21 protein-coding genes are annotated in these 19,490 nt (G+C 58.1%); 14 read left to right on the top strand and 7 right to left on the bottom strand.

Features of this window, described 5'->3' with window-relative positions; translation table 11 throughout:
* Together EHO01S_RS17640 and speFL are read right to left on the bottom strand one after the other, a co-directional pair.
* Positions 1 to 234: Orn/Lys/Arg decarboxylase N-terminal domain-containing protein (locus tag EHO01S_RS17640; protein WP_303620899.1), on the bottom strand; the 234-nt coding region annotated here is incomplete at its 3' end.
* A gap of 307 nt (positions 235 to 541) precedes the next feature.
* Complete coding sequence (gene speFL / locus EHO01S_RS18915) at positions 542 to 646, bottom strand: leader peptide SpeFL (RefSeq protein WP_115314439.1); 105 nt, start codon at positions 644 to 646, stop codon at positions 542 to 544.
* A 798-nt stretch (positions 647 to 1,444) separates the two neighbouring features.
* Here speFL and hyaA point away from each other — a divergent pair.
* The 11 genes from hyaA to EHO01S_RS13305 all read left to right on the top strand — a co-directional run bounded on the left by hyaA (position 1,445) and on the right by EHO01S_RS13305 (position 11,315).
* The gene (gene hyaA / locus EHO01S_RS13355; RefSeq protein WP_024524425.1) at positions 1,445 to 2,563 is read left to right on the top strand and encodes a hydrogenase 1 small subunit; all 1,119 of its coding nucleotides are present in this window, start codon (positions 1,445 to 1,447) and stop codon (positions 2,561 to 2,563) included.
* Entirely contained in the window at positions 2,560 to 4,353 is a 1,794-nt protein-coding gene (hyaB, locus tag EHO01S_RS13350) for a Ni/Fe-hydrogenase large subunit (RefSeq protein ID WP_024524424.1), read from the top strand. Before hyaA ends, hyaB begins: the two co-directional genes overlap by 4 nt.
* Positions 4,354 to 4,371: 18 nt before the next feature.
* Positions 4,372 to 5,106, top strand: a complete 735-nt coding sequence (hyaC, locus tag EHO01S_RS13345; RefSeq protein WP_024524423.1) for a Ni/Fe-hydrogenase b-type cytochrome subunit — start codon at positions 4,372 to 4,374, stop codon at positions 5,104 to 5,106.
* A complete protein-coding gene (gene hyaD / locus EHO01S_RS13340; protein WP_024524422.1) occupies positions 5,103 to 5,696 on the top strand; it encodes a hydrogenase 1 maturation protease in 594 nt (197 codons plus the stop codon). The genes hyaC and hyaD overlap by 4 nt, the downstream gene beginning before the upstream one ends.
* The gene (gene hyaE / locus EHO01S_RS13335; RefSeq protein ID WP_024524421.1) at positions 5,690 to 6,091 is read left to right on the top strand and encodes a hydrogenase-1 operon protein HyaE; all 402 of its coding nucleotides are present in this window, start codon (positions 5,690 to 5,692) and stop codon (positions 6,089 to 6,091) included. The genes hyaD and hyaE overlap by 7 nt, the downstream gene beginning before the upstream one ends.
* Positions 6,091 to 6,948 (top strand): hydrogenase expression/formation protein, encoded by an 858-nt coding sequence (locus EHO01S_RS13330; RefSeq protein ID WP_024524420.1) that lies wholly within the window; start codon positions 6,091 to 6,093, stop codon positions 6,946 to 6,948. Before hyaE ends, EHO01S_RS13330 begins: the two co-directional genes overlap by 1 nt.
* Positions 6,941 to 7,138: a rubredoxin gene (locus EHO01S_RS13325; protein ID WP_024524419.1), complete on the top strand. Its 198-nt coding sequence runs from the start codon at positions 6,941 to 6,943 to the stop codon at positions 7,136 to 7,138. The genes EHO01S_RS13330 and EHO01S_RS13325 overlap by 8 nt, the downstream gene beginning before the upstream one ends.
* A gap of 208 nt (positions 7,139 to 7,346) precedes the next feature.
* The gene (gene appC / locus EHO01S_RS17635; RefSeq protein WP_035370620.1) at positions 7,347 to 8,882 is read left to right on the top strand and encodes a cytochrome bd-II oxidase subunit 1; all 1,536 of its coding nucleotides are present in this window, start codon (positions 7,347 to 7,349) and stop codon (positions 8,880 to 8,882) included.
* 20 nt (positions 8,883 to 8,902) lie between these two features.
* Positions 8,903 to 10,039 (top strand): cytochrome d ubiquinol oxidase subunit II, encoded by a 1,137-nt coding sequence (appB, locus tag EHO01S_RS13315; RefSeq protein WP_024524418.1) that lies wholly within the window; start codon positions 8,903 to 8,905, stop codon positions 10,037 to 10,039.
* Between the two features lie 12 nt (positions 10,040 to 10,051).
* Positions 10,052 to 10,141, top strand: a complete 90-nt coding sequence (cbdX, locus tag EHO01S_RS18425) for a cytochrome bd-II oxidase subunit CbdX (RefSeq protein WP_070244504.1) — start codon at positions 10,052 to 10,054, stop codon at positions 10,139 to 10,141.
* Positions 10,142 to 10,556: 415 nt separating this feature from the next.
* Positions 10,557 to 11,315, top strand: a complete 759-nt coding sequence (locus tag EHO01S_RS13305; RefSeq protein ID WP_024524417.1) for a DUF1275 family protein — start codon at positions 10,557 to 10,559, stop codon at positions 11,313 to 11,315.
* A 57-nt stretch (positions 11,316 to 11,372) separates the two neighbouring features.
* Here EHO01S_RS13305 and EHO01S_RS17630 read toward each other — a convergent pair whose 3' ends face one another.
* Positions 11,373 to 12,329, bottom strand: a complete 957-nt coding sequence (locus EHO01S_RS17630; protein WP_035370619.1) for a LysR family transcriptional regulator — start codon at positions 12,327 to 12,329, stop codon at positions 11,373 to 11,375.
* 203 nt (positions 12,330 to 12,532) lie between these two features.
* Positions 12,533 to 13,081 carry a class I SAM-dependent methyltransferase gene (locus EHO01S_RS13295; protein ID WP_024524416.1) on the bottom strand — a complete coding sequence of 183 codons (549 nt, stop codon included), beginning with the start codon at positions 13,079 to 13,081 and terminating at the stop codon, positions 12,533 to 12,535.
* Positions 13,082 to 13,795: 714 nt separating this feature from the next.
* On the opposite strand from EHO01S_RS13295, the gene EHO01S_RS13290 reads away from it, so the two are divergent.
* The 3 genes from EHO01S_RS13290 (at position 13,796) to EHO01S_RS13280 (ending at position 17,207) form a co-directional block, all read left to right on the top strand.
* Positions 13,796 to 15,058 carry a nucleoside permease gene (locus EHO01S_RS13290; RefSeq protein WP_024524415.1) on the top strand — a complete coding sequence of 421 codons (1,263 nt, stop codon included), beginning with the start codon at positions 13,796 to 13,798 and terminating at the stop codon, positions 15,056 to 15,058.
* Between the two features lie 360 nt (positions 15,059 to 15,418).
* Positions 15,419 to 16,672: a nucleoside permease gene (locus EHO01S_RS13285; RefSeq protein ID WP_024524414.1), complete on the top strand. Its 1,254-nt coding sequence runs from the start codon at positions 15,419 to 15,421 to the stop codon at positions 16,670 to 16,672.
* Positions 16,673 to 16,766: 94 nt separating this feature from the next.
* Entirely contained in the window at positions 16,767 to 17,207 is a 441-nt protein-coding gene (locus tag EHO01S_RS13280) for a GNAT family N-acetyltransferase (protein ID WP_024524413.1), read from the top strand.
* Positions 17,208 to 17,242: 35 nt separating this feature from the next.
* On the opposite strand, the gene pnuC is transcribed toward EHO01S_RS13280, so the two are convergent.
* Genes pnuC through EHO01S_RS13265 form a run of 3 tightly spaced genes read right to left on the bottom strand, consistent with a single transcriptional unit; the run spans position 17,243 to position 19,457 of the window.
* The gene (pnuC, locus tag EHO01S_RS13275) at positions 17,243 to 17,968 is read right to left on the bottom strand and encodes a nicotinamide riboside transporter PnuC (protein WP_024524412.1); all 726 of its coding nucleotides are present in this window, start codon (positions 17,966 to 17,968) and stop codon (positions 17,243 to 17,245) included.
* A 2-nt stretch (positions 17,969 to 17,970) separates the two neighbouring features.
* Complete coding sequence (locus EHO01S_RS13270; RefSeq protein WP_024524411.1) at positions 17,971 to 18,717, bottom strand: nucleoside phosphorylase; 747 nt, start codon at positions 18,715 to 18,717, stop codon at positions 17,971 to 17,973.
* 8 nt (positions 18,718 to 18,725) lie between these two features.
* Positions 18,726 to 19,457, bottom strand: coding sequence for a Crp/Fnr family transcriptional regulator (locus EHO01S_RS13265; RefSeq protein ID WP_024524410.1), 732 nt, complete (start codon positions 19,455 to 19,457; stop codon positions 18,726 to 18,728).
* Positions 19,458 to 19,490 lie beyond the last annotated feature (33 nt).

Genomic DNA, 19,490 nt, shown 5'->3' with positions numbered 1-19,490 from the left:
GAGGCGTGCTAAATAATCGGCGGGGAGGCTTTCCGTGGCCGCAAGTACGGCGAAGATCGGTATGCCGAAAGCGTGCTGCTCGATCCGCTCTAATTCACCGGACAGGATATCGGCGGCGCAGAGCACGACGGCGGCGACTTCGCATAAGTCACACTGATTGAGCGTTACGATAGGGCGTTCGCTAATAATGGTTGTCTGCATGCCATCGCTGACTGCTATTTTTAACTGTTTCATTGGCTACTGTTTATTAAATGATTTTAGGCAAAGTAAGTCCGCCAAATTTATTATCCATAAATTCGTTGCGGTTTAATTTCTTGTAGGCAACGACCAGCCCGGTAATGGGGCGCAGGAGCCCTACCGTAACTGGGGGATGCCGTTGTCAGATGGCTTACGCCATCGTGCAGCATTCGTCGCTATGGGAGGCGGGAATCCGCCTGATCTAAGCCGTAAAGTCGCAGTGGCTACGCGTTGACATGGCCAGGTAGGCTAATTAGATCAAGAGGATGACACGCCGCACAGGACGGATGCCGAGAGGAGGGGGTTATCGGGCGTTGAACTGATGAAAATCGAAGCAGCTACGGTGAGCCATCATCATAATATGGGTCACACGTCGGATATGCGGCCAGCTTTTGTTGTTATTTTCCATCGTCGACTCTCTCGCAATGAGATAAATAGAACAAACCGAACTCGGATGAGATGGTCGTATGGTACCTTGGCTTATCTTAACAAGCGGCCTTAGTGTAAGTCGTCGTGCAATTGATACTGTGATTCCCATCACTATTGATAAAATAGATTAAATTTAATTGTTACTGCATGTTTATCATTGAATTTAATTATTACGCCATTTTATGGCGACCATTGCACGCTGTGCGTTAGGTTGACGGTGGGGTGGTCGTGGTCGGTTAAAATAAGCCGATACCTGCATGGATATTAACGCTACGCTTTTTCTTAATGCGCGATGCTATTTTTAGTTGATGATTTTTTTAGTGATGTTATTAGGGCGTGATTATCCCGGGGCGCCGTGTAAATAATCTGGGCTCAGCGCGCGATGGCTTCGTACGTGAGCGCGGTAAGGTGGAGACATTCTGTGCGTTATAGCGTCTGACGCCAGCCTGTTTTTGCGAGCCGGAGCGGGGCGGAGATGGCGCTTAACTTGCCGAAATGTAGAGGGAAATGACGGTGATCGCAGAAAAATAAATTATGGTTCTTAATCCATCGTAAAAAGACATATCCATAGGTTTTATATTGTTTTTTGCAAAAAATTAGCTACGCTTTTTTTACAACATCACCTGACGGCGTGTGCCCGTGCAGAGGGGATGGTTGCCGTCTCACCGTATTCTGCACGCACGGAGCGGCCTGATCCTTTGCCGCGGGGGGAACGCCGTTGGCCGATCAAACGCGCCCGGTGTCCCCGCCGGTGCGGCAAGGAGAAGAGACGTGCGTTATGAATAATGAGGATACCTTTTACCAAGCCATGCGCCGTCAAGGAGTGACACGGCGTAGTTTTCTCAAGTATTGCAGTCTGGCTGCCACATCGCTGGGGCTGGGGGCCGGGATGGCACCGAAGATTGCTTGGGCATTGGAGAATAAACCACGTATCCCAGTAGTGTGGATCCATGGTCTGGAGTGCACCTGCTGTACTGAATCGTTCATTCGCTCCTCACACCCGCTAGCGAAAGATGTCATCCTTTCACTCATTTCCCTCGATTACGACGATACCTTGATGGCGGCGGCCGGTACCCAGGCCGAGGCGGTCTTCGAAGACATCATCACCCGTTATAACGGCAAATACATTCTGGCGGTGGAAGGTAATCCGCCGCTGGGCGAGCAGGGGATGTTCTGTATCAGCGGCGGTCGGCCATTCATCGAAAAACTGAAGCGCGCCGCCGCCGGTGCCAGCGCCATCATCGCCTGGGGCACCTGTGCCTCCTGGGGTTGCGTGCAGGCCGCGCGTCCCAACCCGACCCAAGCGACCCCCATCGATAAGGTGATCACCGATAAGCCGATCATCAAGGTTCCCGGCTGTCCGCCGATCCCTGATGTGATGAGCGCCATTATCACCTATATGGTGACCTTTGACCGGCTGCCGGAGGTCGATCGCATGGGCCGTCCGCTGATGTTCTATGGTCAGCGTATCCATGATAAATGCTATCGCCGCGCTCATTTCGACGCCGGTGAGTTTGTGCAGAGCTGGGACGATGACGCCGCGCGGAAAGGCTACTGTCTGTACAAGATGGGCTGTAAGGGGCCGACCACTTATAACGCCTGCTCTTCCACCCGCTGGAACGATGGGGTTTCTTTCCCGATCCAGTCCGGTCACGGCTGTCTGGGCTGCTCCGAGAACGGCTTCTGGGATCGCGGCTCCTTCTACAGCCGGGTGGTCGACATTCCGCAGATGGGGACCCACTCTACCGCCGATACCGTCGGCTTGACCGCGTTGGGCGTGGTTGCCGCCGGGGTGGGGGTGCATGCAGTGGCCAGCGCCGTCAATCAGCGTAAACGCCATAACCAACAACTAAAACAGGCAGAACAACAGCCGGGCAATGAGGATAAACAGGCATGAGTTACCAGTATCAAACCCAAGGATATACCTTAAGCGATGCCGGCCGTCGTCTGGTGGTGGACCCGATCACCCGCATCGAAGGGCACATGCGCTGTGAAGTCAACATCAACGAGCAGAACATCATCACCAACGCCGTCTCCTGCGGCACCATGTTCCGCGGGTTGGAAATCATCTTACAGGGGCGTGACCCGCGCGATGCCTGGGCCTTTGTCGAGCGTATCTGTGGGGTATGCACCGGGGTGCATGCCCTGGCGTCGGTCTACGCTATCGAAGATGCCATCGGCATCAAGGTGCCGGATAACGCCAACATCATCCGTAACATCATGCTGGCCACCCTGTGGTGCCACGATCATCTGGTGCACTTCTATCAGTTGGCCGGGATGGATTGGATCGATGTACTCGATGCCCTGAAGGCCGATCCACGTGCCACCTCGCAGCTGGCACAGAGTCTCTCTTCCTGGCCGATGTCGTCGCCGGGCTACTTCTTCGATGTGCAGAACCGCTTGAAGAAGTTCGTCGAAGGCGGCCAGTTGGGCATCTTCCGCAACGGCTATTGGGGGCATCCGCAGTACAAGCTGTCGCCGGAGGCCAACCTGATGGGCTTCGCCCACTACCTGGAGGCGCTCGACTTCCAGCGTGAGATCGTCAAGATCCATACGGTGTTTGGCGGGAAGAACCCGCACCCGAACTGGATCGTCGGCGGCATGCCGTGCGCCATCAATATCGATCAGAGCGGCGCGGTCGGGGCGGTCAACATGGAGCGTCTCAACCTGGTGCAGTCGATCATTACCCGCACCGCCGACTTTATCAATAACGTGATGATCCCGGACGCCCTGGCCATTGGCCTGTTTAACAAGCCGTGGAGCCAGATCGGAACCGGTCTGTCCGATAAGTGCGTGCTGAGCTATGGCGCCTTCCCGGATATCGCCAACGACTTCAGCCAGAAGAGCCTGCTGATGCCGGGCGGGGCGGTGATCAACGGCGATTTTGCCAATGTGCTGCCGGTGGATCTGGCCGATCCGCAGCAGGTGCAGGAGTTCGTCGACCACTCCTGGTACCGTTATCCCAACGAGCAGCAGGGACGTCATCCGTTCGATGGCATCACCGATCCGTGGTACAACCCGGGCAACGTCAAGGGGAGCGCTACCGATATCCAGCAACTCGACGAGCAGGCGCAGTACTCCTGGATCAAGGCGCCGCGTTGGCGCGGTCATCCGATGGAAGTCGGTCCATTGGCGCGTACCCTGATCGCCTACCACAAGGGCGATGCCGCGACCGTCGAGTCGGTGGATCGCATGATGTCTGCGTTGAAGCTGCCGCTGTCCGGCATTCAATCCACCCTGGGGCGTATCCTGTGCCGTGCCCACGAGGCGCAATGGGCTGCCGGTAAGTTGCAATACTTCTTCGACAAGCTGATGACCAACCTGAAGAACGGCAATCTGGCTACCGCCAATACCGAGAAATGGGAACCGGCTACCTGGCCGCAGCACTGCCGTGGCATCGGCTTTACTGAGGCGCCGCGTGGCGCGTTGGGCCACTGGGCGTCGATCCGCGATCAGAAGATCGAGCTGTATCAATGCGTGGTGCCGACCACCTGGAACGCCAGTCCGCGTGATCCCAAGGGGCAGATCGGGGCCTATGAGGCGGCGCTGATGGGCACCCAGATGGCGATCCCCGATCAGCCGTTGGAGATCCTGCGTACCTTGCACAGCTTCGACCCCTGTCTGGCCTGTTCAACCCACGTGCTCGGCGACGACGGCAGTGAACTGATCTCCGTCCAGGTACGCTAAGCGCTAAGGAGAAGAGCGATGAGTGAAAAGACATCCCCACGCGCCGAGGAGGCGCGTGATGATGCCGTCAGTTATTATGTGTTCGAGGCGCCGGTGCGCCTCTGGCACTGGCTGACGGTCGGCTGCATGTTGGTTCTGATGGTGACCGGTTACTTCATCGGCCGTCCGTTACCGTCAGTCAGCGGGGAGGCCACCTATCTGTTCTACATGGGCTATATCCGTCTGGTGCATTTCAGTGCAGGGATGCTGTTCACCGTGTTGTTGCTGGGGCGCATTTACTGGGCCTTTGTCGGTAATCATTACTCGCGTGAGCTGTTCATCGTGCCGGTCTGGCGGCGTAGCTGGTGGCAAGGAGTATGGTACGAGGTTCGCTGGTATCTGTTCTTGGAGAAGCGTCCGAGCGGTGATATCGGCCATAATCCGGTGGCACAGGCGGCGATGTTTGGTTACTTCCTGATGTCGGTGTTTATGATCCTTACCGGCTTTGCGCTGTTTAGCGAACATAGCCAGTATGCCATCTTCGCCCCGTTCCGCTATGTGGTGGAGTTCTTCTACTGGACCGGCGGTAACTCCATCGATATTCATAGCTGGCACCGTTTAGGCATGTGGTTGATCGGCGCCTTTATCATCGGCCATGTGTATATGGCGATCCGCGAGGACATCATGTCTAACGACACGGTGATTTCGACGATGATCAACGGCTTTCGCAGCCATAAGTTTGCTAAAGGCAAACGTGACAAGGAGGCGTCATGAGTGAGCAGCGCGTGGTGGTGATGGGGTTGGGCAACCTGTTATGGGCCGATGAGGGCTTCGGCGTACGGGTGGCCGAACGGCTGTTCGCCCATTACCACTGGCCGGAGCAGGTGGAGATCGTCGATGGCGGTACCCAGGGACTTAACCTGCTGGGCTACGTCGAGAGCGCCAGTCACCTGCTGATCCTCGACGCCATCGACTACGGTCTGGCGCCGGGTACCCTGCGCACCTATGCCGGAGAGATGGTGCCGGCCTACCTCAGCGCCAAGAAGATGAGTCTGCATCAAAGCAGTTTCTCCGAGGTGCTGGCGTTGGCGGACATTCGCGGTCACATGCCGTCTCATGTCGCGCTGGTCGGCTTGCAGCCGGCGTTGCTGGACGACTACGGCGGTAGCCTAACCGAGGTGGCGCGCGCGCAGTTGCCGGCGGCAGAGCAGGCGGCTCTGGCGCAATTGGCCGCCTGGGGAATCGTCCCGCAGCCGAGCGAGGAGGAACGTTGCCTGAACTATGCGTGTCTGTCGATGGAAAACTACGAGGGGGTACGCATTCGTCAGTATCGCATGACGTTGGAGGGGCAAGAGGAGTGTTAAACGACAACCCATTTTCCGCACTGTGGCAGCGCATGCTGGCGCGCGGCTGGCAGCCGGTGGATGAGACGAGTCTGGATGATTGGTTGGCACAGGCGCCGGATTGTGTGGTGTTGCTGAGCTGCGATCCGCGCCGTACGCCGGAGGTGAGTGACAATCCGGTGATGATCGCCGAGTTATTGCGCGAGTTTCCGCACATCGACTGGCGAGTGGCGATGGCCGATCTGGCCCAGAGCGAGGCTATCGGCGATCGCTTCGGGGTTCGGCGTTTCCCGGCCACACTGGTGTTTCTCGACGGCGAGCTACGCGGCGTGCTGAGCGGCATCCATCCCTGGGCCGATCTGATCGCCCTGATGCGCCCTTTGCTTGAGCGTCCCACCCCGCAGGAGTCAGCGTGATGAGTGAAACCTTTTTCCATCTGTTAGGGCCGGGCAGCCAGCCGAGCGATGACAGCTTTAGCATGAACCCGTTGCCGATCACCTGTCAGGTGAACGGCGATCCGAGCATGGCGGCGCTAGAGCATTGCGCCCATAGCCCGGCGGTGATGGCGCTGTTGAAGCAGCTGTTGACCCAGTTGGCGCAACGCATTCCGCCGCTGGGCGAGGTGGTGGCCTGGGATCTGACCACGCTGGAGGCTCACGACATCCAGTTCCTCAACGCCCTGTTGGGCGAGGGCGAGGTCTCGGTACGCATTCAGCATGGCGATGGCAGCGAAAGCGAGATCCAGGAGGCGATCTTCTGTGGCTTGTGGCGGGTACGCCGCTTACAGGATGGGGTGGTGTTGACGGATCGGCTGGAGGCGGGCTGTGCGCCGTTGCCCTTGTGGCAGGCGGCGAGCGCCGATACGCTGCCAAACGACTCGTTACTGCCGCCGCCCAGCGAGGGGTTGATGAATGCGCTACCGTTGGCCCATGAGCTCCTGGCCCATGTGCGCGATCCGGCGGGGCAGCCCCACAGCATCAACCTCACCCAGTTACCGCTGAGCGAGGCCGACCGTCTGTTCTTGGCACGTTTGTGTGGTCAGGGGGTGATCCAGATCCGCACCTTCGGTTACGGCGAGAGTCGCATCGACTCGACGGGATTGCGCCACGTCTGGCATCTGCGTTGCCTGGATACCCTCAAGGGTACGCTGCTTGATAGCTATGAGGTGTGCATCCTGCCGGAGTTGGTGTTGGCGGCGCCGGAGGATTTGGCCGACTCGGCCCAGCGCCTGGGCGATGTGTACCGCTGGCTAGAGGAGAACGCCGATGTTTGAGCGTGGCTATAGCCAGGCTATCCCGGATGAGGCACGTCTGGAGTGTAACCTGTGTTGGTGGGTGTACGATCCGGCACAGGGCGACGCCATCGGCCAGATCCCGCCGGGTACGCCCTTCAACGCGCTGCCGGCCCATTGGCGCTGTCCGCAGTGCGATGCCGATAAGCAGCACTTCTTGCTGTTGGAGTGAGGCCGGCGGGTTTCCCCCATCGCGATGACGCCGCCAATGCGTGCGGCGTCATCGCGAGGTTGTCCGGTGATTATCCTGGAAAAAAATAGGGCTTTTGGGCTTTTGTGTAGCGTGATTGGCCGATAACGACATTTCGGGACGGCGGGAGCGTGAGGGACGATCTACTATTAGTCGGTAATTCCCTCTCTTATCGCCTACAGGAGTCCGCATGTGGGATGTCATTGACTTATCGCGCTGGCAGTTCGCACTGACCGCGCTGTATCACTTTATTTTCGTACCGCTTACCTTGGGATTGATTTTTTTGCTGGCCGTCATGGAGACCATCTACGTGGTGACCGGCAAAACGATCTACCGCGACATGACGCGTTTCTGGGGCAAGCTGTTCGGCATTAACTTTGCCCTCGGGGTCGCGACCGGCCTGACCATGGAGTTTCAGTTCGGCACCAACTGGTCGTTCTACTCCAACTATGTGGGCGATATTTTCGGCGCCCCCCTGGCAATGGAAGCCTTGATGGCTTTCTTCCTCGAATCGACCTTCGTCGGTCTGTTCTTCTTCGGTTGGCAACGGCTGAATAAGTACCAGCATTTGCTGGTCACTTGGCTGGTAGCCTTCGGCTCCAACATCTCCGCGTTGTGGATCTTGAACGCCAACGGCTGGATGCAGTATCCGACCGGGGCGCACTTCGACATCGATACCTTGCGCATGGAGATGACTAGCTTTAGCGAGTTGGTCTTCAACCCGGTCAGCCAGGTGAAATTCGTGCATACCGTGATGTCCGGCTATGTCGCCGGGGCGATGTTTATCATGGCCATCAGCGCCTGGTATCTGCTGCGCGGCCGCGAGCGTGAGGTGGCGTTGCGCTCTTTCGCCATTGGCTCGGTGTTCGGCACGTTGGCGATCCTCGGTACCCTTCAACTGGGCGACAGCTCAGCCTATGAGGTCGCCAAGGTGCAACCGGTGAAACTGGCGGCGATGGAAGGGGAGTGGCAGACCGAACCGGCACCGGCACCGTTCCATCTGGTGGCGTGGCCGGAGCAGGAACAGGAGCGTAACGCTTTCGCCATCAAGGTGCCGGCCTTGCTCGGCTTGTTGGCGACCCACTCGCTGGATACGCCGGTCCCTGGGTTGAAAAACCTGATGGCCGACGCGCTACCACGCCTGCAACGTGGCCGGGAAGCCTGGCTGCTGATGCAGCAGATCTCCCAAGGCGATCGTTCACCGCAGACTCTGGCCGCTTTCCGGGCGCTAGAGAACGATTTGGGGTATGGCATGTTGCTGACCCGCTATGCGCCAGACATGAACCATGTCACCCCGGCGCAGTATCAGGCGGCACAACGCGGCACCATCCCGCAGGTGGCGCCCGTGTTCTGGAGCTTCCGCATCATGGTGGGCTGCGGTTCGCTGCTGCTACTGGTGATGGTGATCGCCTTGGTGCAGACCCTACGTCGCCGCATCGACCAGAAACGCTGGGTGCTGCGCATGGTGTGCTATAGCCTGCCGTTGCCGTGGATTGCCATCGAAGCTGGCTGGTTTATGACCGAGTTTGGCCGCCAACCTTGGGCTATCCAGGATATTCTGCCGACCTATTCCGCCCATTCTGCGCTGACCACCGGCCAGTTGGCTTTCTCGATGGGGCTGATCTTGGGGCTTTACACCCTGTTCTTAATCGCCGAAGTCTATCTGATGCAGAAGTATGCGCGTCTTGGGCCGAGTGCGATGCAGAGTGAACAACCGGCGCAGTAACAGGGGTAAAGGAGACTGTCATGTTTGATTATGAAACGTTGCGCTTCATTTGGTGGCTGCTGATCGGGGTGATCCTGGTGGCCTTCATGGTGACCGACGGGTTTGATATGGGGGTCGGTTGCCTGCTGCCGCTGGTGGCGCGCAACGACGACGAGCGCCGGGTGCTGATCAACAGCGTCGGCGCGCACTGGGAGGGCAACCAGGTCTGGTTGATCCTGGCGGGCGGCGCGTTGTTTGCCGCCTGGCCACGGGTGTATGCCGCCGCTTTCTCCGGCTTTTATGTGGCGATGATCTTGGTGCTGTGCGCCCTGTTCTTCCGTCCGCTGGCCTTCGATTACCGCGGCAAGATCGCCGATGCGCGCTGGCGTACTCTGTGGGACATCGGATTGGTGATCGGGAGTCTGGTGCCGCCGCTGGTCTTTGGTGTGGCGTTCGGTAACCTGATCCTCGGGGTACCTTTCGCCTTTACCCCGCAACTGCGCGTCGAGTATTTCGGTACCTTCTGGCAACTGCTGTCGCCCTTCGCCTTACTGTGCGGCCTGCTGAGCCTGTGCATGGTGATCATGCAGGGTGGCGTCTGGTTACAACTGAAGACCGATGGGGTGATCCGCCAGCGGGCGCAATCGGCCACCTACCGTAGCGCGTTGCTGGTGGTACTGTGCTTCGTGCTGGCCGGTTATTGGATGTGGGTCGGCATCGATGGCTATGTGCTGCTCAGCCAGGATGCCAACGGCCCCTCCAACCCGTTGCTGAAGGCGGTGGCGGTGCTGCCCGGCGCCTGGATGGGGAATTTCTTCCATACGCCGCTGTTGCTGATCTTCCCGCTGCTCGGGGTAGTGTGTCCGTTGTTGACCCTGCTTACCAGTGCGCGCGCGCGCGCCGGTTGGGCGTTCCTGCTGGCCTCCTTGGCCCAGGCCGGGGTGGTCTTCACCGCCGGGGTGACGCTATTCCCGTTCGTGATGCCCTCCAGCATCAATCCGCTCTCTAGCCTGACGTTGTGGGATAGTACCTCCAGCCAGATGACGCTGAGCATCATGTTGGTTATCGTGTTGATCTTCTTGCCGATCGTGTTGCTCTACACCCTGTGGAGCTACTACAAGATGCTGGGGCGGATTACGCCGGAAACCATTCGCCGTCACGACCATGAATTGTATTGAGGAGGGAAAGCGATGTGGTATTTAGTGTGGTTTGTCGGCATCTTGCTGATGTGTACGCTGTCGACGCTGGTGTTGGTGTGGCTTGAGCCACGCCTGAAATAAGCGCTTTACCCCGCGGGGCGGCCTGGGTCGCCCCGTTGCTATGCCCCAGGTCTCTTCGTGGTGTTCCCCGCCTTTCTCTGTTTGTCCGGCCTCCCTTGATCCCGCATTTGCCGCGAAGCTGTCGTCATTCATCGTGCTTCTCTGCGAGTGCTGTCTACGCGCGGGTAGCTTGCCGCCCGGAGCCGGGCGGCGGGTAACGCTATCGCGCAGGCCTTATGCCGCGCTCTGTTCTGCTCACGCCGAGCGGCTCCTTTGGTAGGCCTCCCGCGATTTCCCCGCTTCGCCGCGGATCGACAGAGGGAGGCACCCACGCGCTGCGCCAGATTTATTCCGCCGGGTAATATCATCATACTTCCGCGGGGTGATTATTCGTAGGTGATAAAATCTCCGCCTGTTTCTTTCTGCGAGCCATTCCATGCGCCACACTCCGCTGCACCGTATCTACCGCACCTTAAATCATGAGATCCACTATCTGATGAGCTTTATTGGCGGTTGCCTAGAAATCGTCAGTTTTATGTTTTTATACAAGGCATTAATCGGCTACATGACCGCGAATATGATCTTTGGTATCGCGGCATTGGCCCAAGGCAGGATGAACTTCGAGTCGTGCTATCACATCGCCATCATCGTGATCTGGATGTCGCTGGCGGCGTTACACCCACTGCTGGTTAGTCGCTATCCTGTGCGCCTGACGAGCCCGTGGCAGGGGTATGCTCTCGCTCTCAGTCTTAATTGCCTACTGCTGCTGGCCTTTATGCTGCTGGGCGCGGCGTTGGCGCGCCATGGCCAGATCGGGCATCAACCGACGCCGGCGGTGCTGCCGCTGGTGACTCTGGGGCTAGTGTTCATGTATATCCAAAATTTTGTGATTAAACATGGAGGAACACGCCAGCCGACAGCGACCTCGGTGGTGACGACCGTGTATGTGCTGATGGTGAGTCGCCTGTTCGCGCTCTGCGATCGTCAACGCCAGCGGCGCGAGCGCCTGGCGTTATACCATGAGGGGAGGCATTACCTGTTGGTGATCACCCACTTTTTCGTCGGGGCATGGCTTACCGCGCTGCTGAGTCGCCAGCTGGGTTTTTATAGTTTGTTGCCGGCCTGGTTGGCGTTACTGCTGTTTACCCTGCGTATCTGGCAGAGGCATCGTCGTCAGCGGGGGGAGGCGCAGTAAGTCGGAGGCGGATGAACCAACGGCGGCCTCGGCTGCCGTTGGCGCTGTCGGCGTGGGTCAGGCGTCGCTGGGCGAGGCGTGGTCGCTCATGGCGCTCAGTGCCTTGCGGATCAACTGATGGACCGGATCGTGCGCGGCGCGCTCATGCCACATCAGATGATAGGGATAGGTGAGTCGCAGGTTAGGGATGGCGACCGCCTGGTATTCCCCGCTGGCGATCAATGGGTCGCCGGTGCTACGCAGCGTGACCAGTAAGGTGTCGTCGTCCACCAGTTGATCCAACCAGCGGCGGAAGTTATTGGTCAGCGTTAGCGTGATGTTGAGCAGGCCTTCATTCAGCCGGTTGGCTTGCAGGAAGCTCTCCCAGAGGTAAGGGCTGATGTTGTAAATGATCAACGGGCTATTGAGCCATTGCTCCCGGTTTAGTTGGCGCATGGGCGGCGTCGGGGGCTGGGAGGCGTGGGTGCGGCGCAGGAAGATAAACTCGGACGTGCCGAGGGTTTTTAGGTGAATGCCGCTGGGGGACGCGTGCGGGAAGTGGCGTACCGCCACATCGACCGTTCCTTGCTTAAGGCTCTGTACGATGTCTTCCGCCGTGCTGCTGCTGGGAGGACGGAAGTTAATCACTAAGTTGGGATACAGCGTACGAATGTTACCGATCAGCGCGGAGACCTCTTGAATGTTGAACCAATGAGGGAGGCAGATGTTGTAACGGTGCTTCACGCCACAGCGTAGCTGCTCGATCATCGATTGGCTGGTGTACAGGGTATTACGCACGATGGCGCACAGCGTTTCACCGACAGGGGTGAGGGTGAACAGATTATTACACTTGGTATACAGCGGATCGTTGAACTCTTTGCGTAGCTCCATCAACAGCTTACTCATCGAGGGCTGACTGATGTTCAGGCATTCGGCCGCACGGCCGACGCTTTGCGCGTCATTGAGCGCCGCCAAGGCGACCAAGGCACCGTAGTGGGTATTAAACATCGATTGTAATAAGTTATCGTGCGACATCGTGTCACCTGTATCGGGTTAGCGCGTAAGTGCTTATTGATCTGGGGGGCCGAAGCCGCCATAACGGGTGAGGGCTGGGGGCGCTAACGTGCGGTGCCAGGGCTCCCCGTGGGCTGAATAATACCTGCCACCGTTGAAGAGCGCGGGCGCGGAAGGCACTAGTGCAGGCACAGAGAGAGTAACGGAACATGTGCTAGCAGCTCTCATCGTAACACGCCTTCAACTGCGGCCAGGCGGCACGGAAAGAAACGCGCTTCCCAGGTTATCCACGTCTTATCGGCGTCGGGGCTGAAGTTATGCCCGCCCTCCATGACGAATCCCGCGTCGCTATGTGCCGCGATATCAGAGGGTGAAGGCCGGCGACCATGAGAAAAAATATAGCGGCTAATCCAGGGATCGACACCGTGGCGCGCCACCTGGCCGGCTCGGCGGCGTGATTGCTGGTTAACGAGGCGAACGTTGAGCAGATACAGCCAATCGCGCCCGTTGCCGGGGCGTTGCCGTTCCTGGCCGGCGCGCAGGGCGCGCTCGAAGAACATATTCAGGCACGCGCAGTCCCACCAGCCGGTCATACAGCCTTCAGCTAACCCCGGCGAGTCGTTTTTCATCCTTGGGCGAAACAGCCGCGGATGATGGATCGGTATCTCATCGGGGCGTGACCCATTAAGGCTGATGCCTGCCTGTTGCAGCAAGGAGGACAGGATCGCGTCGCTACGGGAGGAGGAGGGTAATTCACGGACAACGCTGTGCATAGTTATTCCAATGATAAAATTTCCCGCATCATATCCGTCCTATCTAGGGGACAACAAAGCATATAAAAATTCGCCAATAGAATAAATTTTTAGAATGAAAAGATAATTGAGGCGATGTTCCATTTATCTTCCTCGCCGCTATGATATGGCGCGCTAGCGCCATTACTCCAATTTATTGTTCGCGGCCTTTTCCTCTTAATGATGCCTTATTTTTCAGCTGATTATTTGTTTTCTCCGATGAATGTCGCCTTGCCGTGAGGCGATGGGGTTCCACCGCGGCGCTCTTCTGGCATGAGGATGCGGTGAGCGTCCGGGGAACGCGCGCGCGGGCGGACGTTCTGCCAGGCCGTCGAGTTTTACTACTCGCCTTGAGCGCGCTCTGTTGTGGCGTATTGCGCCGCGAGTTCAGCGGGAGAGGTAGCCTGTGTCAGGCCTTGACGTCCGGCTGGCGGTAGGGCGCGGCGAATCATCGTCCGTGCATGGTGGAGGACGTGGGCCTGTATCGCCTGTCGCCGTCATCCCGTTCCGGAGGGAATTATTTTTTAGACATAAATGTTAACCGCATCACTAATCTGTGTCGTTATTGCGATGCTTTTTCATTTTTTGACCGGGGTAGCAAAACCTTTTCACTGAGGGGTGATAGGATTAAATCATAATAAAAGAAAAATGTTTTTATCTAATCTTATATCTGACCCTATGTGTGAGGAAAATAACATGAATCTGAAGCTACAGCTGAAGATACTGTCATTTCTGCAATTCTATCTGTGGGGGAGTTGGCTAACCACGCTCGGCTCCTATATGTTTGTCACGCTGAAATTCGATGGGGCGGCCATCGGGGCGGTGTATAGCTCGTTGGGGATCGCCGCGTTGTTTATGCCGACGCTGTTGGGGATCGTGGCGGATAAATGGGTCAGTGCCAAGTGGGTGTATGCCGCCTGCCACCTGGTCGGCGCGTTGACCCTGTTCCTCGCCGCACAGGTCACCACGCCCAGCGCCATGTTCGTGGTGATCTTGTTGAACTCGTTGGCCTATATGCCGACCTTGGGCTTGGTGAATACCATCTCCTACTATCGTTTGCAGAATGCGGGCATGGATATCGTCAGCGAGTTCCCGCCGATCCGCATCTGGGGCACCATCGGTTTTATCCTGGCGATGTGGGCGGTGAGCTTCTCCGGCTTCGAGCTGAGCTATATGCAACTGTATATCGGCGCCGGCGCATCACTGCTGTTGAGCCTGTTCTCGATGACGCTGCCGACCATCCCGGTGACAAAAACCCAGGAAAAACAAGGCTGGGTGGAGATGCTGGGGTTGAACGCTTTCAGCCTGTTTAAGAATTCGCGTATGGCGGTCTTTTTCATCTTCTCCATGCTGCTGGGCGCCGAGTTGCAGATCACCAACATGTTCGGCAACCCGTTCTTGCATAGTTTCGACCAGAATCCGTTGTTTGCCGGCAGCTTTATCGTCGAGCACGCCTCGGTGCTGCTGTCGGTTTCGCAGATTTCCGAGACCGTGTTCATCCTGACCATCCCGTTCTTCCTCGGTCGCTATGGCATCAAGAACGTGATGCTGATGAGTATGGTGGCCTGGATGCTGCGCTTCGGGCTGTTCGCCTACGGTGATCCGTCGCCGTTCGGCACCGTGCTGCTGGTACTGTCGATGATCGTCTATGGTTGCGCCTTCGACTTCTTTAACATCTCTGGCTCGGTGTTTGTCGATCAAGAGGTGAAACCGGCCATTCGCGCCAGTGCCCAGGGGATGTTCCTGATGATGACCAACGGCTTCGGTTGCATCTTGGGTGGACTGGTCAGCGGTAAGGTTGTGGAGTATTACACCCAGGGCGGGATGACCGATTGGCCGACGGTGTGGCTGATCTTCGCCGGTTACTCGTTGCTGCTGGCTATCGCCTTCCTGTTCCTGTTCCGCTACCACTATGTCCGTCCGCAGGAGGCGGCGAAGCGTGCGGGACAACAGGCCTAATTCTGGCTCCTGTTGAGGACGCGGGCCACGCCATACGGCGTGGCCCGTTTGCTTTATGGGTGATGCCTGTCGCCCTCACCGGGGGCGGCGCAGGCCGCTGGCGCTTCCCGTTCTCTCGTGCGTGCACCGTGCCATCCTTGGCGCATTCGCGCTGTACCCCATGCCTATGCTGACACTGATAAAACATAAAAATATATTTAAAATCAATTAATTACCAGTTGGTTTTCTCCGCGACTCCCCTCTGTTTTTCGCGCAGGCTAACACGCTGTCTGCGGCACGCAGTGATAAGGTGAAGCTTGAGCAAGCAGCATCACGCGCGCTATGTCATCGATTGGGACGGCTATCTGTGAGGGAACGAACATGAATCTGACGCTGCAATTAAAAATTCTGTCATTTCTGCAATTCGGGCTATGGGGATGCTGGTTGACGACCTTCGGCTCCTACATGTTCGTCACCCTGAAGTTCGACGGGACGGCCATCGGAGCGATTTACAGTTCGTCAGGGATCGCGGCGTTGTTTATGCCGGCGCTGTTAGGGATCGTGGCGGACAAGTGGATCAGCGCCAAGTGGGTGTATGCCACCTGCCATCTGGTCAATGCCGTTGCCCTCTCTTTGGCCGCACAGGTCACCACACCCGGTGCGATGTTCGCCGTGATCCTGGCGAGTTCGCTGGCCTATATGCCGACCTTAGGCTTGGCGAACAGCATTTCCTATTACCGTTTGCAGAGTACGGGCAGGGATATCGTGCGTGAGTTTCCGCCGATCCGTATCTGGGGCACCATCGGTTTCATCCTGGCGATGTGGGGCGTCAGTTTCGCCGGCTTCGAATTGAGTCATATGCAGCTGTATATCGGCGCTGGTGCGTCGCTACTGTTGAGCTTGTTCTCCACGACGTTGCCCACGATTCCGGTGACGAAACCTCTGGAAAGACAAGGCTGGGTCGCGATGCTGGGGTTGGATGCCTTCAGCCTGTTTAAGCGTTCGCGTATGGCGGTCTTCTTCATCTTCGCCATGTTGTTGGGTGCCGAGTTGCAGATCACCAACATGTTCGGCAACCCGTTCCTGCATAGTTTCGATCAGAACCCGTTATTTCGCGGCAGCTTTATCGTCGAGCACGCCTCGGTGCTGTTGTCGCTTTCGCAGATTTCCGAGACCGTGTTCATCCTGACCATCCCGTTCTTTCTCGGGCGCTACGGTATCAAGAATGTGATGCTGATGAGTATGGTGGCCTGGATGTTGCGCTTTGGTCTGTTCGCCTACGGTGATCCGTCGCCGTTCGGTACCGTGTTGTTGGCACTGTCGATGATCGTCTATGGTTGCGCCTTCGACTTCTTTAGTATCTCCGGTTCGGTGTTCGTCGACCAAGAGGTCAAGCCAGCCATCCGCGCCAGCGCTCAAGGGCTGTTCCTGATGATGTCCGGCGGCGTCGGCTCGATCCTGGGGGGCTTGGTCAGTGGGAAGGTCGTGGCGCTGTATAGCCAGGCCGGGGCGGTCACCGACTGGCGGATGGTATGGCTGATCTTTGCCGGTTACTCGCTGCTGCTGGCTATCGCTTTCTGCTTCCTGTTCCGTTACCGTCATCAGCCTCCCTCAGCGCTGCCATCGGATGCTTGAGGCGCGGGGGTGCGGCGCATTCGCTGTCCGTCACCGTCTGGGTATTGCGCTACGCTTGAGAGCGGCGGGAGGAGCCGAATTCTGCGGAGGAACGATGACGATTGTAGCGTTGGATGAGACCATGATGCGCCTGTGGGTAGGGCTACGCGCCCAGTTGGCGCCGCAGACACCGTTGAGCCAGCACTGGCTCGATGGCTGCGCCTTGTTAGACGCAGCGCCCTTTATGGGGTTTCTGGCGTTAGGGCCACAGGGTGAGGGGCTGGGATTTATCGAGTTAGCCTTGCAGCCGGACTCATTGCATCGTCACGCGCCGGTCAGTCTGCGTTTAGGCTGCCTGTTTGTGCGGCCGGAGCGGCGGCAGCAGGGGGTGGCGACCGAGTTGGTAGCGGTGGCTTGCGCCTGGGGACGGCAACACGGCTGCGCCGAGATGGTGTCGGCGGTGCCGTTGGCGGATCAGGGGCAGCAGCAGATGCACCGGGCGTTGGGCTTTACGCAGGGCGAGCGCTGGGTGGATTACCGTTTGTCGCTCGATTGAGGCGCGCCGCGCAACAGGGCGCGGCGCGTGAGGGATTAGGCCAGGCTGGCCAGCGGGCGAGAGCCGTGGCGACGCGCGCTGTGGATCCAGGTGTAGGAGCCCATTACGGCGATGGCCGTCAGCAGGATATACTCCAGTGACATGGCGTAGACCCCCTGGATGGCGTAGATCACCACGCTAATGACGTCGATCACCACCCACAGCAGCCAGTTCTCAACGTACTTGCGGGTCATCAGTACCATCGCGGCGATGGAGAGTACCAGCATGGTGGAGTCCCATAACGGGAAGGCGTCCGGTTGCAGTTCCGGCATTACCACGTTGGCCCCCATGCCTTGCAGCAGATCGATGGCGATGCGGGTGAGGACGGCGAACACCGGGTCGATGAAGCGCGTCATCAGGGCGATGGCCACCAGGCAAACCAGCGTCAGTGTCACGGCTTTGCTGCGCGACAGCCAGCGTACCTTGAGCGCGGCTTCGTTATCGGCATTCTGGCGGCTCCAGGCATACCAGCCGTAGAGGTTGGCGGCGAAGAAGAACACCTGAAGCAGCAGGCTAGCATACAGCTGGATCTGGAAGAAGATGGCGGCGAACAGGGTGACGTTAATCAGCCCGAACAGGTAGTTGATGATCTTCTCTTTGCTGGCAAACCAGATGCACAGCAGGCCAAACAGGGTGCCGATAGCCTCGATCCAAGACAACGCGTAGCCGCCCTCGCCGAGCGGAATGTTTACCATCACATTGTTAATGCTAAAGAAATCCATTACTACATCTCCTTATTCTGATCCAGACGGATGGCATGCAGGGCGAGTTCGATCTCGCGTGCTTCGCCGCGTAGGCTGTGGCTCTCCTGCTGTTGGTAGTCGTTGATGCCTTGCTGTAACTCGGCGTTGTGGGTCACCACGACATTGAGGATGGCGGCGGTGCGTAGACCGCGTAGGGCGCCGACGACCATCAGCGGTGCGGTTTCCATATCGGCGGCAAGGATGCCGCGCGCCGACCAGTCGGCGTCCAGTTGGGCCTCGCGATCGGTATAAAAGCTGTCGTGGCTGCGCACGTAGCCGCAGTGCGCCGGGTAGCCTAGGCGTCTCGCCTCGCGCCGTAGCAATTCGACCAGGCCATGATCGGCACAGGCGGGATAGGCGGCGGGGGCATAAGCGTGGCTGGTGCCCTCGTCACGCACGGCGGCGTTGGCGATCACCAGATCGCCCAGCGCCATGTGGTCTTGCAGGGCGCCACAACTTCCGATGCGGATCAGGGTATCGACACCGATATGACGCAACTCCTCTACGGCGATAGCGGTCGAAGGGCCGCCGATACCGGTGGAGAGAGCGAGGATTTCGATACCGTGGAAGTAGCCGCGCAGGGCGCGGTACTCTCGGTTTTGGCCCAACGGCTCGACGTCATCCAGGAAGCGGGCAACATGCTCTACGCGTTGCGGATCGCCGGGCAATAAGGCGTAACGCGCCTGGGTCATGGCCCGGCTCAGGCGAATATGCGGTTGTAGTTCCATCGGGTTCCTTATGGCTCTGAATGATAGGCTGCTGCGCCTGGCAGGCCAGCCTCACGCTGTAGACGCTCGGCGTCTAGCAGGATAATGCACTCTCCTTCGACGGCGATGATCTGCTGCTCCTTCAGCGTAAACAGGATGCGGTTGATGCTACGCATGGCGGCGGCGAACTCGAGGCTGAGTTGCGGCTTGTCCAGCGTGATGCGATCCGTGCCCTGTTGAGTAAAACGTTGCCACAACGCCAGCGCGACCCGCTGTTGCAAGGGATACAGGCTGTCGGCGCCCGCCTTGGCGGACAAGTGGTAATACTGCTGGCTGCTGGTGCGCAATATGCGTTGATTAAAATGGTTATCCAGCGCCAGCCAACGGTAGAAGTCTTCCCGATTGAGTCGTAACAGCTGTGTCTCACGGGTGGCCTCGACCGAGCAAATATAGGGGCGTTGTTCAAATATTTCCAACTCCCCCAAGATGTCTCCCTGGTGGTAGCGTGCTTGCCGATAACGTCGTCCGTCCTCGGCCTCAAAAAAAATGTCTGCTTCTCCCTGAAGTATTAGCCAAAAGTGTTGGCAGATATCGCCCTGGCGGCAGATGAGTTCGCCGGGGGCGACGGTTTGCCCGCTCCAGCTGCGCATGACGCTCAGCGGACAATTTTTTACCCATTCGTATAAGACGGCATTGCGGGTGACGCGCTCGACCAGGGTTAGCCAAGTCTCGCGTTGCAGCGCGTTTTTCACTTTGAACACTATAGATTTTCCTTCAGTTAGCGGACAGGACCG

It is taken from the genome of Edwardsiella hoshinae NBRC 105699 = ATCC 33379 (genome assembly GCF_000474215.1).
In the GTDB taxonomy this organism is placed as follows: Bacteria; Pseudomonadota; Gammaproteobacteria; order Enterobacterales; family Enterobacteriaceae; genus Edwardsiella; species Edwardsiella hoshinae.
Note: the sequence above shows the minus strand (reverse complement) of the source record. Positions and strands in the feature narration are given on the sequence as shown.

Coding starts and splice junctions, on each gene's coding strand:
- speFL (WP_115314439.1), bottom strand. CDS start 646: ATGGAAAATAACAACAAAAGCTGGCCGCATATCCGACGTGTGACCCAT.
- hyaA (WP_024524425.1), top strand. CDS start 1,445: ATGAATAATGAGGATACCTTTTACCAAGCCATGCGCCGTCAAGGAGTG.
- hyaB (WP_024524424.1), top strand. CDS start 2,560: ATGAGTTACCAGTATCAAACCCAAGGATATACCTTAAGCGATGCCGGC.
- hyaC (WP_024524423.1), top strand. CDS start 4,372: ATGAGTGAAAAGACATCCCCACGCGCCGAGGAGGCGCGTGATGATGCC.
- hyaD (WP_024524422.1), top strand. CDS start 5,103: ATGAGTGAGCAGCGCGTGGTGGTGATGGGGTTGGGCAACCTGTTATGG.
- EHO01S_RS13330 (WP_024524420.1), top strand. CDS start 6,091: ATGAGTGAAACCTTTTTCCATCTGTTAGGGCCGGGCAGCCAGCCGAGC.
- EHO01S_RS13325 (WP_024524419.1), top strand. CDS start 6,941: ATGTTTGAGCGTGGCTATAGCCAGGCTATCCCGGATGAGGCACGTCTG.
- appC (WP_035370620.1), top strand. CDS start 7,347: ATGTGGGATGTCATTGACTTATCGCGCTGGCAGTTCGCACTGACCGCG.
- appB (WP_024524418.1), top strand. CDS start 8,903: ATGTTTGATTATGAAACGTTGCGCTTCATTTGGTGGCTGCTGATCGGG.
- cbdX (WP_070244504.1), top strand. CDS start 10,052: ATGTGGTATTTAGTGTGGTTTGTCGGCATCTTGCTGATGTGTACGCTG.
- EHO01S_RS13305 (WP_024524417.1), top strand. CDS start 10,557: ATGCGCCACACTCCGCTGCACCGTATCTACCGCACCTTAAATCATGAG.
- EHO01S_RS17630 (WP_035370619.1), bottom strand. CDS start 12,329: ATGTCGCACGATAACTTATTACAATCGATGTTTAATACCCACTACGGT.
- EHO01S_RS13295 (WP_024524416.1), bottom strand. CDS start 13,081: ATGCACAGCGTTGTCCGTGAATTACCCTCCTCCTCCCGTAGCGACGCG.
- EHO01S_RS13290 (WP_024524415.1), top strand. CDS start 13,796: ATGAATCTGAAGCTACAGCTGAAGATACTGTCATTTCTGCAATTCTAT.
- EHO01S_RS13285 (WP_024524414.1), top strand. CDS start 15,419: ATGAATCTGACGCTGCAATTAAAAATTCTGTCATTTCTGCAATTCGGG.
- EHO01S_RS13280 (WP_024524413.1), top strand. CDS start 16,767: ATGACGATTGTAGCGTTGGATGAGACCATGATGCGCCTGTGGGTAGGG.
- pnuC (WP_024524412.1), bottom strand. CDS start 17,968: ATGGATTTCTTTAGCATTAACAATGTGATGGTAAACATTCCGCTCGGC.
- EHO01S_RS13270 (WP_024524411.1), bottom strand. CDS start 18,717: ATGGAACTACAACCGCATATTCGCCTGAGCCGGGCCATGACCCAGGCG.